This is a genomic window from Alkalilimnicola ehrlichii (assembly GCF_003399765.1).
Classification (GTDB): Bacteria; Pseudomonadota; Gammaproteobacteria; order Nitrococcales; family AK92; genus AK92.
In genome coordinates, this window is sequence record NZ_NFZV01000004.1 from 117,322 (window position 1) to 130,896 (window position 13,575).

Annotated in this window: 14 protein-coding genes; 10 read left to right on the plus strand and 4 right to left on the minus strand. The window is 55.8% G+C overall.

The features are described 5' to 3' along the window. Positions 1-39: 39 nt before the first annotated feature. The 8 genes from CAI21_RS05520 to gcvA all read left to right on the plus strand — a co-directional run bounded on the left by CAI21_RS05520 (position 40) and on the right by gcvA (position 8,991). Entirely contained in the window at positions 40-1,572 is a 1,533-nt protein-coding gene (locus CAI21_RS05520) for an inactive transglutaminase family protein (protein ID WP_116301366.1), read from the plus strand. After that, a complete protein-coding gene (locus CAI21_RS05525) occupies positions 1,572-2,606 on the plus strand; it encodes an alpha-L-glutamate ligase-like protein (protein ID WP_116301367.1) in 1,035 nt (344 codons plus the stop codon). Before CAI21_RS05520 ends, CAI21_RS05525 begins: the two co-directional genes overlap by 1 nt. Positions 2,607-2,833: 227 nt before the next feature. Further along, on the plus strand, positions 2,834-3,010 hold the full coding sequence (locus tag CAI21_RS26230) for an AAA family ATPase (protein WP_472974023.1): 177 nt from the start codon (positions 2,834-2,836) through the stop codon (positions 3,008-3,010). Beyond that, positions 3,007-3,681, plus strand: a complete 675-nt coding sequence (locus tag CAI21_RS05530) for an AAA family ATPase (RefSeq protein ID WP_472974024.1) — start codon at positions 3,007-3,009, stop codon at positions 3,679-3,681. The genes CAI21_RS26230 and CAI21_RS05530 overlap by 4 nt, the downstream gene beginning before the upstream one ends. A 14-nt stretch (positions 3,682-3,695) precedes the next feature. After that, the gene (locus CAI21_RS05535) at positions 3,696-4,889 is read left to right on the plus strand and encodes a vWA domain-containing protein (protein WP_116301368.1); all 1,194 of its coding nucleotides are present in this window, start codon (positions 3,696-3,698) and stop codon (positions 4,887-4,889) included. A gap of 465 nt (positions 4,890-5,354) precedes the next feature. After that, positions 5,355-6,545 carry a hypothetical protein gene (locus CAI21_RS05540; RefSeq protein WP_147305035.1) on the plus strand — a complete coding sequence of 397 codons (1,191 nt, stop codon included), beginning with the start codon at positions 5,355-5,357 and terminating at the stop codon, positions 6,543-6,545. Between the two features lie 154 nt (positions 6,546-6,699). Next, the gene (locus CAI21_RS05545; RefSeq protein WP_116301370.1) at positions 6,700-7,767 is read left to right on the plus strand and encodes a patatin-like phospholipase family protein; all 1,068 of its coding nucleotides are present in this window, start codon (positions 6,700-6,702) and stop codon (positions 7,765-7,767) included. A 270-nt stretch (positions 7,768-8,037) separates the two neighbouring features. Continuing rightward, positions 8,038-8,991 (plus strand): transcriptional regulator GcvA, encoded by a 954-nt coding sequence (gcvA, locus tag CAI21_RS05550; protein ID WP_116301371.1) that lies wholly within the window; start codon positions 8,038-8,040, stop codon positions 8,989-8,991. Between the two features lie 92 nt (positions 8,992-9,083). Here the strand turns inward: gcvA and CAI21_RS05555 are convergent, their stop codons facing one another. Then, positions 9,084-9,353 carry a DUF6763 family protein gene (locus CAI21_RS05555; RefSeq protein ID WP_116301372.1) on the minus strand — a complete coding sequence of 90 codons (270 nt, stop codon included), beginning with the start codon at positions 9,351-9,353 and terminating at the stop codon, positions 9,084-9,086. A gap of 529 nt (positions 9,354-9,882) precedes the next feature. On the opposite strand from CAI21_RS05555, the gene CAI21_RS05560 reads away from it, so the two are divergent. Continuing rightward, the gene (locus CAI21_RS05560) at positions 9,883-10,290 is read left to right on the plus strand and encodes a DUF4174 domain-containing protein (protein WP_181919280.1); all 408 of its coding nucleotides are present in this window, start codon (positions 9,883-9,885) and stop codon (positions 10,288-10,290) included. A gap of 75 nt (positions 10,291-10,365) precedes the next feature. Here CAI21_RS05560 and CAI21_RS05565 read toward each other — a convergent pair whose 3' ends face one another. The 3 genes from CAI21_RS05565 to CAI21_RS05575 form a co-directional block, all read right to left on the minus strand. Next, positions 10,366-11,325, minus strand: coding sequence for a glutathione S-transferase family protein (locus CAI21_RS05565; protein ID WP_116301374.1), 960 nt, complete (start codon positions 11,323-11,325; stop codon positions 10,366-10,368). Positions 11,326-11,451: 126 nt separating this feature from the next. Next, entirely contained in the window at positions 11,452-11,997 is a 546-nt protein-coding gene (gene gloA / locus CAI21_RS05570; protein ID WP_116301375.1) for a lactoylglutathione lyase, read from the minus strand. A 436-nt stretch (positions 11,998-12,433) separates the two neighbouring features. Next, positions 12,434-12,787 carry a DUF5335 family protein gene (locus CAI21_RS05575; RefSeq protein WP_116301376.1) on the minus strand — a complete coding sequence of 118 codons (354 nt, stop codon included), beginning with the start codon at positions 12,785-12,787 and terminating at the stop codon, positions 12,434-12,436. Positions 12,788-13,147: 360 nt separating this feature from the next. Between CAI21_RS05575 and CAI21_RS05585 the strand changes: the two genes are divergently transcribed. Beyond that, a complete protein-coding gene (locus CAI21_RS05585) occupies positions 13,148-13,546 on the plus strand; it encodes an Hsp20/alpha crystallin family protein (protein WP_116301378.1) in 399 nt (132 codons plus the stop codon). The last annotated feature ends 29 nt before the right edge of the window (positions 13,547-13,575 follow it).

Below are 13,575 nucleotides of genomic sequence, written 5' to 3' on the forward strand. Positions count from 1 at the left end.
GATCCTCGGTTCCCTTTTTTCTATTTGAGATCGTAGCGCGTGAAAGATTTGCACCTGCGCTTATTGGCATTTGTTCTGGCTGCTGCCGGGCTTGGCTTGTGTTATTACAAGGTGACGGCACTTGGTTTGCCGTTACAGCCGATTACCGAGGCAGAGGTTTGGACGGTTGAAGCGCGGATTGGCTTTCATGCCGACGGCGGTCCGGCGCAAGTTCAATTCTATCTGCCTAATCAACCGCCGGGGTTCACCGTTCTAGGCGAGAATTTTGTTTCAGGAAGCTACGGCTTGGCGACGGACTTCGCCGGCGATAATCGCGAGGCGCGTTGGTCGGTGCGCCGTGCCAATGGGCGCCAGGTGTTGTATTACCGGATTCAGTTGGCGGAGGCGACCAGTATGTCGCTGCCGAGGAGTGAGCCAATACCGGCCTATCCGCAGGTGCCGAATTATTCCGAACCGTATCGGTCCGCCGTTATGTCGGTACTCGATGGCGTCCGTGCCCAGTCTGCGGACATCTCTACCTTTACGCGCCAATTCCTCGTACGGTTTAACGCAGCTAATCCGGATAAGGATATTAGAGTCCTGCGCGAGGGTATTCGCGACGATGTGCACCGGGTACGCCGGATACAGCGCATCCTCGCCGGTGCCCGTATTCCCAGTCGTACCGTTTATATTCTGCGCCTACAAGACGGGATGCGACAAGGTACGTTGGAGCCGTGGCTGGAAGTGCATAACGAGCGGGAGTGGCTGCCTTTCGATCCTCAGACCGGTCGCCCAGGTTATCCGCCGAACGCGTTGGTTTGGCGGGTCGGCGACGATCCGCTGGCTGAAGTCGTTGGCGGTAGCCAGGCGGAAATTAGCTTTTCGACGATGAAAAGCATTCGAGAAGTCCTGGGCGTTGCGGAGGAGCGAGCCCGCTTATTGGACTCTCGGGTGCTGGAGTTTTCGCTCTTTAGCCTGCCTGTCAGTACCCAGAACATGTACCGCGTCCTGTTATTGGTACCGATTGGGGCGTTTCTCGTCGTCTTGCTGCGGAACATCGTCGGCATTAAGACCTTCGGTACCTTTATGCCGATCCTGATCGCGTTGGCGTTTCGGGAGACGGCACTGCTATGGGGCGTGTTCTACTTCATTCTGCTGGTCGGTTTGGGGTTGGCGATTCGGTTTTACTTAGAGACGCTAAAGCTGCTTCTTGTGCCCAGGCTGTCGGCGGTGTTGATCGTCGTCATCCTGCTAATGGCGGGTACTAGCCTGGTTAGCCATAAGCTAGGTTTGGTGCACGGTGTGTCAATTGCCTTGTTCCCGATGGTGATTCTTGCGATGACCATCGAGAGAATGTCGCTGGTCTGGGAGGAGCAGGGAGCCAAAGAGGCGTTGCAGCAGGGGGTCGGCAGCTTGCTGGTCGCTATCGCCGGCTATTTGGTCATGACCAACGAGCAGGTCGCTTACTTGGTGTTCGTCTTCCCTGAGTTGATCTTGGTGTTGTTGGCGATGACCTTGCTGCTGGGACGTTACTCGGGTTACCGCTTAACCGAGCTTTGGCGTTTCCGTGCCATGCTAAGGAGTGCGGACTGATGCTTAAGGTATTGCGACGTTTGCGTGAAATGGGCGTGGTCGGTATGAACGCCCGCAACGGCGATTACATAGCTAGGTACAACTCGCGCCGTTGCTATCCGTTAGTTGACGATAAACTGCGGACCAAAAAACTCGCTACGGATGCCGGTATAGCCGTTCCGGAGCTGTACGGCGTGATTGAGATCGAACATCAGATTGGTCGCTTGGCCAAGTTGTTAGAGCCGCATCAGGAGTTTGTCATAAAGCCGGCGCATGGTAGCGGCGGTAACGGCATTGTGGTCATTACGGGGCGAACCAACGGCCGCTACCGGCGTGCTAACGGCGCCTTGGTCCAGTTGGACGACCTGGCTCACCATATTTCCAATATTCTCAGCGGCATGCACAGTCTGGGCGGCCAACCGGATCAAGCGATTATCGAGCAACGGGTCGTGTTTGATCCCTTGTTCGAGCCTTTGACCTATCGGGGGGTGCCTGACATCCGTACGGTTGTTTTTCAAGGTGTTCCGGTGATGGCAATGGTGCGTTTGCCGACCTTGCAATCCGACGGCAAGGCTAACCTCCACCAAGGTGCGGTAGGGGTTGGCGTCGATATTGCCAGCGGCCAGACGATTCGCGGTGTCTGGATGGAGGAAGTCGTTGCCGAGCATCCTGATACCGGTCACCCGGTGGCCGGCCTGGAAATTCCCCATTGGGATGAGTTGCTGACCTTGGCGGCTCGCTGTTATGACCTGGCGGGGCTTGGGTATTTGGGCGTGGATATCGTGCTGGATCGTCATCACGGCCCGCTTATTCTGGAGTTGAATGCGCGCCCCGGCCTGAGCATTCAGCTTGCAAATGGTTTCGGATTAAGGCCCCGACTAGAGCGGGTCGAGTCCTTGGCCGTCATCCCCGAGTGTGCCGAACGACGCGCTCAGCTTGCTTGCGAGCTGTTTGCCGATCCTCGGCGGCAGAGGGGCGGCGGCGATACGCAGGAGCAGCGATCAGCCGCGACCGAGGGTATCGCTGTCGGCCCTAGGGTTCACGCGACTGCTTGACGCGAGCGGAGCGGGCGTATCTGGAATTATGACAGATGTGTCATTGACTACTGGTCCGTCTACTAAGTATGGTATCGTGCTGGCAGTCGATGAACGGCAAAGCCGTATGCCCGGTATTAAAAACCTCGGGCCAATAATGGCTTACGGCGCTGCATAAAGAGCGCCGCCGCCGTCACATCCCGTTTTCTTTTATATCTCTCCAAACGAGTGACGAGCAGGAAGAAACCATGCGATTCCAGGGTAGTTCCACCTATGTCGCCACTGACGACTTGACCACAGCGGTAAATGCGGCTGCGACGTTGAATCGGCCTTTGTTGATTAAAGGCGAACCCGGTACGGGTAAGACCATGCTGGCCGAGGAAGTGGCGAAAGGGCTGGGAATGCCCTTTTTGAGTGGCATGTGAAGTCGACCACGAAAGCGCAACAGGGCTTGTACGAGTACGATGCCGTCTCGCGTTTGCGCGATTCGCAGTTAGGCGACGAGCGGGTTTACGATATCGCTAACTATATTGTCCGCGGTCCGCTGTGGCGTTGTTTCGAAGCGGAAGAGCGGCCGGTGCTGCTGATCGACGAGATCGACAAGGCCGATATCGAGTTCCCTAACGATTTGTTGCGCGAAATCGATCGCATGGAATTCTATGTCTATGAGACGCAGCAAGTCGTGCAGGCGAAGCACAAGCCGGTGATTATCATCACTAGCAACAATGAGAAGGAGTTGCCTGATGCTTTCTTGCGTCGCTGTTTCTTCCATTACATCCGTTTCCCGGAAAAGGACACCATGGCGCAGATCGTCGACGTCCATTATCCGGGCTTGAAGAAAGAGTTGCTGGCAGAAGCCTTGGAGTTGTTCTTCGATCTGCGCGAGGTGCCAGGGTTGAAGAAGAAACCGTCGACTTCCGAACTGCTCGACTGGTTAAAACTGTTGATGGCGGAAGACGTTACGGCCGAAACGCTGCGTGAGAGCACGCAACGGAAAATGTTGCCGCCGCTTTACGGTGCGTTGTTGAAGAACGAGCAGGATGTCACCTTGTTTGAGCGTGTGATGTTCATGGCCCGCCGCAAAAGCGGATCCTAAGAGTTGGATAGCGCATGCTGATAGAGTTTTTCTTCGCGCTGCGTAAGGGCGGATTAAAGGTTAGCTTAACGGAGTTCCTCACGCTGATGGAGGCGCTGCAGAAGCGCTTGGCTGTTTGTAGCGTGGATGACTTCTACTACCTTGCTCGCGGTATTCTGGTCAAGGACGAGACGTTGTTCGACCGTTTCGATCAGATATTCGGCGACTATTTCAGTGGTATCGAGACCGTCTTCGGCGGCAATCCGAAGGAAGGCATTTCTGCGACCATCCCCGAAGAATGGTTGCGGCGGCAAGCAGAGCGCTTACTGTCCGAGGAAGAAAAAGCGAAAATCGAATCCCTGGGCGGCTGGGACAAGCTTATGGAGACGCTCCGTAAGCGACTTGAAGAGCAAAAGGAACGCCATCAGGGCGGCAATAAATGGATCGGCACTGCGGGTACCTCGCCGTTTGGTGCGTACGGTTACAATCCGGAAGGCATTCGTATCGGGCAGGAAGGATCGCGCCACCGACGCGCGGTTAAGGTATGGGATAAGCGTGAGTTTCGTAACCTAGACAGCACCCGAGAGCTAGGAACCCGGAATATCAAAGTGGCGTTACGGCGTTTGCGGCGTTTTGCGCGAGAGGGCGCGCAAGAGGTGTTGGATATGGACGACACCATCCGCTCGACGGCCCGGAATGCCGGTCATCTCGATTTGAAGATGGTGCCGGAGCGGCATAATGCGGTGAAGGTGCTGCTGTTCTTCGACGTCGGCGGCTCTATGGACGATCATATCCGGGTCTGCGAAGAGTTGTTTTCGGCAGCCCGCGCCGAGTTTAAGCATATGGAGTATTTCTACTTTCATAATTTCATTTATGAAGGTGTCTGGAAGGATGCTCGCCGGCGTTACGATGAGGTCACCCCCACCCTTGACGTCTTAAATACCTACGGTAGCGACTACAAAGTTATCGTCGTCGGCGATGCGACGATGAGCCCGTATGAGATTCTGTATCCGGGCGCAAGCGTCGAGCATCATAACGAAGAGGCGGGCGCCACTTGGTTGCAGAGGATTTTGGATACCTATCCGAAGGCCATTTGGCTTAATCCCGAGCCTGAACGGTATTGGTCGCACACGCCCTCGATCAAAATTACCCGCGAGCTGATGGCGGACCGTATGTACCCGCTGACGCTTGAAGGCATGGACGAGGGTATCCGCTACCTTAGTCGGTGAACCGTCAGAGGCATGGCTTAGTTGCCGTCCCTCTGTTGTGTTGCCGGCGCTGTGCAAGGGCTTAAAGCGTATATGCTCGCCGAAGCCTCTCGTTTTGAGAGGCCGTGCCTTTTTTCTACCTATATAATAAGTAATAGCTAATTTGCTAATATAATGCATTAGATAGTTCTAAATCATTGTCTTAAAAGATTAATTTCAATAAGTCAAATTTTTTCGCTCATTAAGCTTTTAATCAGCAAGCTTTTCAGATTAGTATTTTTGTATGGCTTAGGGTCATGCTTCCTGTATTGGGGCAGAGTGGGGGGCCGGACAATCCGGAGGGTTCTTCAGCCGTTCTATAGGAAGTAAGAGGGGCCGACTCTGGTCGGGACATGATTGGAGTAAGGCGGGCCACGGATGGTGCCGTTCATGGAGAATGAGCCGGTACCGGCTCGCCTTGCTGGACGGAACAGCAAGGATATAACAATGGATACAGCGGTGAAGCAGGCATGGACAGGGATTACCTGTCTAGAGGAATGGAATCGCGATCGCGATACCCACGGGCTGGACGTGGTGTTGCTAACCCACCCACGAGACGATACCGATCTCGTTCGTTTATTCCCCTGGAGCGGTCATTTTACGACCGATTATCGGCGTGCGTTGTTGCGCCATCTGCGTCCAATGATGGGCGAGGTGATCGAAACGCCACGACTCAACGTAGGCCTTTTGTTCGCCACCTGTTTAGCAGAGGACATGATCAACCCGGATACTCGGCGCTGGTGCCGGGAGATGTTGGCTATGGAAGCCTTACCGGCTTTGCGGCGAACAGGCGCACGTTATGTGTGTCTCGGCGGCCTGACGGCTTCTCTCACCGGCTACGGTCGTCGCTTACAAGGCGTTGCCGACGAGCTTGGCTTGACGATTACCACTGGGCATTCCTCGACGACCGTATCGGTCTACCGGACGTATGCTCGTGCTTGTCAGGAGCTTGAGTTGGAGCCGAATCGGGGGCGCATGGTGGTGCTGGGTCTGGGCAGCGTCGGCTCCGGTTTTGTGCGGCTCGTCTTGCAGCAGAAAGAGGTGCCGAAATCGATAGTCCTGGTGGACCGTCCTAATCGCGTGGCGCATTTGGAAAAATTAGCCGCGGAGTTTCGCAACATTGCCGATATCGACATTAGCATCGAGACAAGCACTAAGGACGGTGAAATCAAGCCTGATAGCGCTTGCTACAACTGCGATTACCTGATCAGCGCGATTAGTTCCTGGAATATCATCGATATTGATCGCATCGCGCCGGGGACGGTATTAGTCGACGACAGTCAGCCGAACTGTTGGTCGCGAGATGCCGCTTGGGAACGTTGCAAAACCCGGTTAGACATCGCGCCATGCGAGGCCGGATTGATCGACTGTAGCAGTATCGGTTACCGCGCGCATTTCCCCTTTGAGTTTGCCGATCATGGGCCGAGTGGTTCGCGGACTGCTTGGTGCTGTTTGACGGAAGGCATGATGTTGGCCTTGGATTCAACGCTTGAGCCGACCATCGGTGAGCCAACGGCCGAACGGGTTGCGAAGTTCAACGAAGCGTTCGACCGGCTCAAGTTTACGGCCGCTGCGCTACAGTGCGAAGGGCGTCGATTACCGGTTGATGAGCTGCGGGCGGCATTCCCGCGCCGTTAAATTACGCTTTCTTTTCTGATTGCAAAGCCCGTTAGGAACGCCTGGCGGGCTTTTTGGTTATCGGCGCCCCGCCCACCGCTGCATCTTTCTCGCGCTGTTCCGGGCACTCTGCTAGGCTTGCCGTCGCTTTATTAGTATACGGTGAAAGAGTTTTATGTCGGCAGAGCCTATCCTAACCGTTCGAGCCGGTGTCGACGCTTTAGCTATTCTGCGTGACGAAGGTTTGCAGCGCGATCGTGTCGAGGTGATGCCGGGAGCCTCCGGCGGCCCCAAATGGCTTATCCTCCGGGGTATCGATCAGATGCTCTGGGGCCAGTTCTTCCACGGTCGCCAAAAGCCGCTGCATCTGATTGGTTCGTCCGCTGGGAGTTGGCGCTTCGCATGTCCGGCACAGACGGACCCTCTGGCCGCCATCGAGCGGCTAGAGCATGCTTATATCGAGCAACGGTATGCGAAAAAGCCCCCGCCGACGGCAGTAACAGCCGAGGCGACCTCGATTCTTGACCATGTGCTGGATCCATCCGGGGTGTCCGATATCCTCGCTCACCCTTGGATTCGCACGCACATCGTGACTACCCACTGTTCCGGGTTAATGGCGCGCGACCCTATGTGGTCGCAGATGCTGGGGTTTGGGTTGCGCGCGCTGGGTAATGTGATATCGCGTAAAGCTTTGTGCTGGGGTTTGCAACGGGTCGTATTTCACTCGGCTGGCGAGGGTTCGCCGTTCTCCGCCTTAAGCGATCTGCCAACCCAGCATGTTGCATTAACCGAAGAGAATCTGCGGCCTGCGCTGTTGGCTTCCGGTTCGATCCCGTTAGTCTTGGCCGGGGTTCGAGATATTGCCGGGGGCGCGCTGGGCACCTATCGCGACGGCGGGATTATCGACTATCACTTCGATATCGATTTTCCCACCGCAGGTGGTTTGGTGCTGTATCCGCATTTCTACCCTTACTTGGTGCCGGGGTGGTTCGATAAGTCGCTTCGCTGGCGGCGGGCGGTGGGGAGCAACCTGCGCTCGATGGTTCTGATCGCGCCTTCCGCGGAGTTCGTGCAGCAGTTACCCTATGGCAAGATTCCCGACCGTAAGGATTTTTACCGCTTTACCGACGACGAGCGTATCCGTTACTGGCGTGCAGTGGCCAAAGTAAGCGAGCGTTTGGGCGAGGCGTTATGGGAGCTGATCGACAGCGGTCGGATCTCTCGGCTAGCAAAGCCTCTATAGCGGAGAGTACAAACAAAAAGGGCGACCTCGTAAGAGGTCGCCCGAAACAATATAAACTGCCGGGGAGAGTCAGGTAAGTACCTGAAGAAAATTCCACATGCGCAGAGGATTGAACGGCCCAGCGTAAAGCTGAACTTTGTCTCTCCAGACTTGTTTGTGAGGCTGGAGAGCGCTTTACCCTTGCTTGCAGACGTACTCTACGCTTTTGGTCTTATATCGACAAACGGTAAATTCTTGCGCTAAGGGATAGAAAATTTTACTCTTGGGTGTATGCGTACATTACCTCCTTTAAATGGCATCCGCGCGTTTGAAGCGGCTGCTCGACATCAGAGCTTTAGCCGGGCCGGCGAAGAGCTGCATGTGACGCCGGCAGCGGTCAGCCAACAAGTTAAGGGGCTTGAAGAATGGCTGGGGCTGAAGCTGTTTCAGCGTTTACCGCGCGGCTTAGTGCTCACGGCTGCGGGGCGCGCTTATATGCCAAGGCTTACAGAAGTGCTGGATCGGTTGGAGACTGCGACGGAGGAGGTAAAGGGGGCCGATGAGAGCGGTATCTTGAACGTGAGCGCGACCCCCGGGTTTGCATCCATGTGGTTGGCCCCTAGGGTATGGAGTTTTGCTAGTCAGCATCAGGACTTAGACGTACGCATCGCAACATCCGCGCGCCCGCCCGACTTCTCCGCGGGTAACCTGGATTTGGCTATTCGCTACGGTCGGGGGCGGTATAAGGGTTTTACCTCCGAGTTGCTGCTACAGGATGGTATGACGCCTGTCTGTTCGCCTCGTCTGTTGGAAGGTCCGCAGCCCTTAAAGTCACCGGAAGATCTTAAGCACCATACGTTGCTGCATAATGAAACGGCCGTTTTGGCGGGCTTTCACAGCAGTTGGCAGGATTGGTTCGAAGCTGCGGGCGTTGAGGGTATGGAAGGCCACCGTGGCATTCACTTCAGCGACTACCATCTGGTTATGCAGGAGACGATCGCGGCTCGCGGCGTCGCCCTGGGGCATATCGCGCTTACCGGCGAAGATTTGCAGTCGGGTCGTTTAGTGCGACTGTTCGATACCGTTCTGGACAGTGGTGGCGATTATTACGTCGTTTACCCGCCAGGGGCAGAGACGGTACCGAAGATTACCGCGTTTTTAAGTTGGCTACGCGATGAAGTGGCGCAATGCGCTTCGGGGCAGCAAGCGCTGGTGGCGAACCGTGTATCGCTAAGAACTCGCTAAGCCTTTACTTGAACAAAACGCCTGCCAAAGCCTCGCTGGAAAGAGCCTTCTTGCTTTGCCACCCCTAGCTTTTCCAAGCCTACGTCGCAGGCTTAGTAGTTTTGGGCGTCCGGCGGTAGCCTGTCTCCCCAGTCGCTGCCGACTCGGTAAGTATCGCCTTTAAGGCCGCTCTCTTCCGGCGATTCCGTTGGCTCTAGATTGAGATCGAGCCACGCAGCTAAGGGAAACTGTTCCTTATGCCCGTCGGTAAACTGGGCTTCGACTAAGGTTCCCTCGTCGTCGAGCCATACCACTTGAAAGTCGCGTTTAGCGTTGAGGTCGTGATACCAGCGACCTTTTTCCGGCTCTAGGTGTGTTGTCATGACGCACCTCTGCACTTGCAGGTTTAAGGCATTGCACATTCGATGTTGGGATGGAGGGGCGATGGGGCAAGCCTAGCGGTTTGCCGGCCCGCCATTACGAATAGATAAAAGCCCCTCCGCAACAATTGGGGGTGGGGGTAGGGTGGTGGCTGCGGAGGGGAAGGGGGCAATCGGTAGTTGAGGTGGCCTTTGCTAAGGTGCCCAACCGCGTCCTGCCGCTGTCATAGATGAACCTAGCTGTAGTCACAGTCGAGCGCCGTGTTGTCGGCGTTTCTCTCGGCTGTGGCTTCTCCATTTATTGGGCGTCGTTCCGTTCGGTACAAGGTGTGAGGCAATCGCTACCTCGCCCTATCCGAATAAGAAGGGATTGTTTTTTGCCATTCGGCTAAGACTAATGTGTTTATAACGGGGTTTTCGGTGGAAAGCGGATAGGTGGCGGCCGCCGACTACCGTTTGCGGAAGCGGAACTGTTGCCGACCAGGGCGTGTTCGTTATACGTGCATTGCAAATGCGGTCAGGGAGAGGGTTTATGAGCAAACGGCCAGCTGAGGTAGAACAGTATCAAGGCTTGAACCGCCTGTTGTTAATTTTCGCACCGGCGAATACTCACCCTGCCTACGTGGAGGCGCGAGAATGGTTGCGGCGCGCTCGTAACGAATTGGATGAATGGGATATCCGGCTGGTGACGGTTTTCTCCTCGGGGGCGGTGCAGCTAGAGGGGGAGCGGGCCGAGCGGGCGGATGCCGCCGCTTTTCGCCGCGATTTCGGTGCACATCGAGAGGAGTTTACCGCGATATTGCTTGATGTCGACGGAAGCGAGCGGTTACGGCAGCATCGTGCTTTCGACCCTCAGCAAATGCTTGATGCATTGCGATTATCGCAGACGCCGCAAGCGGCAACTCGGCAAGGTAGGCCGGCGCCGCACGCTAGGCGATAACGGTGTGGCGAAAAAAGTAAAGCGTGGCGAGCAAATCCGTCGGTGCATTTGAATTCGCTCGCCAAAGTGCGTTCGCTACGCTCCCCTTCCATGAGGTGCTGTAAAGTCTATCCTAGGGCCGGCGGGTATAATCCCGGTCGGGTTGATCATCGGGTGGCTGGCATAGTAATGATGCTTGATATGATCTAAGGCGACCGTCTCCGCGATTCCCGGCATCTGATACAGCTCTTTCGTATAGCCCCAGATGTTCGGATAGTCGCAAATCCGCTTGAGATTGCACTTAAAATGGCCAACGTAGACGGCGTCGAAGCGGACCAAGGTAGTGAATAGCCGCCAGTCGGCTTCCGTCAGCCGATTGCCTACAAGGTAGCGCTGTCGCGCCAGCCGAGATTCGATCTCGTCCAGACCTTCGAAGAGCGCGTTAACCGCATTTTCATACGCCTCCTGGGCTGTCGCGAAACCGGCTTTGTAGACACCGTTATTAATACGGTCGTAGACGAATGCGTTGATCTCGTCGATATCGTTTCGCAAGGCGCTCGGGTAGAAATCGGCATTGTTCTTTGCGTATCGGTCAAACCCGCTATTGAGTATGCGGACGATTTCCGCCGATTCGTTGTTAACGATAGTGCTTTGCCGCTTGTCCCATAGCACCGGTACCGTTACCCGCCCGGTATAGTCGGGCCGGGCCTTCGTGTACAACTCGTGCATGTGCATGCAATGGTTGATGAGGTCGCCCGTGGCACCGGGATAGTTATCGTCGAAACTCCAGCCCTGATGGCCCATATAGGGATGCACGACGGAAACGTCGATAATATCCTCCAGTCCCTTTAGGCGGCGCATGATTAATGTCCGGTGGGCCCAAGGGCACGCTAGCGAGACATAGAGATGATACCGGTCCGGCTCGGCGGGAAATTCGGCGTTGGGGTCGGGGCTGATTTCGTTATGGAAAGCCGTATCGGGTCTGACGAAGCGGCCGCCAGTGCTTTTGGTGTCGTACCATTTGTCATGCCAAACACCGTCGACGAGCATGCCCATAGCAAACTCCTTAATCTAATAAACGGAACCGATAGTCCAACGGATTGAGCGGTGGCGTCGCAAGCGATGCCTAACGGTCCGCAGGAAGAGGGCGCGCGTCGGCGTCGGCTGCGCGCCCGCATCGGTTTAACCTTGGCCCTGGCTTTCCATCATGTTGGCTTGGAGAATTTCGATCCAGTATCCGTCCGGATCTTTGATGAACGCTAAGCCTTTCATTTTGCCGTCGTCGGGGCGCTTGACGAATTCGACGCCTAGGCTCTCAAAGCGTGCGCAGGCCGCGTACACGTCCGGTACCGAGAAACCGATGTGGCCAAATCCTTGGGGCTGATCGTTGCCGTTGTGATAGGCAAAATCCGGGTCTTTTTCCGTTCCCCAATTATGGGTTAGTTCCAACATGGCTTGTTGTCGGAACACCCAGGTGGTCCGTTGCGGATCGTTGCTTGGCACGTCGGCGGCCGCTTTCTCGTCCACCATCCCGAGAAAGTAGAGGCTGAACTCCATCTCTGGAAAGTCCAGCTTCCGAATCAGACGCATGCCTAATACTCGCGTATAGAAATCCAGCGAGCGTTGGGGGTCTTTGATGCGCAGCATGGTTTGGTTGAATACGAAGTCCTGGGTGGACGGGTCCGCTTCTTCGCAGAGTCCGGGCGCGTTTTCGAAATGTCGGCTCATGTTAAACCTCCCATGAATACCCATGCCCAAGAGGAAGCGCCAGCTACCCCAGAGTTTCCTGTTGGGCGCCAAAACCGTGAGGAATATACCCTACCAGAATGACGGCACTAATGAGGAAGCGTTATGCGGTGTCGCGAGCTGAAACCGGCTTTCTGCCCATTTTTGGTTTTTCTGTTGTGGGTGGTTAGCGGTAGTGCGCTTCGCGCGGATTATTTGGAAGGCGGGGGCGAAACAGGGCGCTATGCATCACTGCCGGCAACGGCGACTAGGTAAAAACCTCATAAGCACCTTCCGGCTAAAACGCGATGAGCCTGGTTTTTGCCTAACCCTTTAATCGGAAGGCTTTATGTCGCGCTTGCTAGGCGCCCCGCGCGTTCACGGCGCGGGGGCGGGCGGTGTGCCTTCTCGATCCGGCCGAGAGTCGAAACGTGACGTGCTAAATCGGCCCTGGGCTGGCGTCGCGCGGGAGCGCGAGCGGCGATTTCAGGCGGATGATTTGTTTGTGACCTTCGCCGTCGACGATTTCCACACTGTGTAGGCCATCGGCACCGTCATCAACGTAAACCTCGCGCGGGTGGGCAATGTGATGGTCGATGTCGTCAGTGAATATCTCTACTTCATCGGACCTCGGGTCATAGGTTAGTCCCGTTAAATTTAGGTCGTCGAACTCCCGTTGGGCACCTATGTCGAGCCCATCGATCTCGACCCCGACTCGGGTGGCACCGAGATGCCGGGAAACCCGCTCAAAATAAGCTTGCCGTTGCGGCCGCTCTAAAAGCCTGATTGCCATGTCTGTCACTCCCTGTCTTGTCTGCCTCACAGGCCGTTGAGAACGATTTTCCAACAGCCTGTTAGACTCATTGCCGTGATGGGTGCCGAGTGCTGTCCGATCAATCCGTCATTCATCACTGTCAGCGCGCCGGGCGATATCTTGTCCCTCATGGGTTTTGGCGATACTTTTATTAGGCAGGCGTCGTGTTCCCGCAACGGCTGCCGAGCCGAGCGGTACGCGTAATGCCGCTTTAGCTTTTTCGCTGCCCAGCAAGGAAACACTGCATAACTCCTTGGCAACCGAGGCCGACATGCCGGTGGCAGCCGGTTGCGCGAAGTGTTATTCAGTGTTTTCTTCTGACTGAGTGCGAAGGAAGTTATGTCCTCACGTGATCCGCGAATTTGGATGTGGACGGAAGCCTGCGAGATCCTTGAGCGGGCAGAGCGTATGCAGCGCAGCTTGTTTCAGCTCGGCCCCGCGCCGTCGGCGGCATGGGAGCCTCCTGTCGATGTTTACGAGACGGATGCCCAAGTCGTCATCGTTATGGCCCTGCCTGGGGTGGCTGCAGAGCACATCGAAATCGTTATTGATGCGGGAACGTTGGTGGTGGTCGGTGCCCGCTCCTTGCCGAAGAGCTTGCGGCATGCCGCTATTCATCGCTTAGAGATCCCCTTTGGTCGTTTCGAGCGCCGAATCGAGCTTCCGCGCGGCCGCTATGTTTTAGAGGATCAGCAGCTTGCCGACGGTTGCCTGGTGTTGAGTCTACGCAAGGTATAGCAACACCACGGGAATTATTAGTTTTGCCG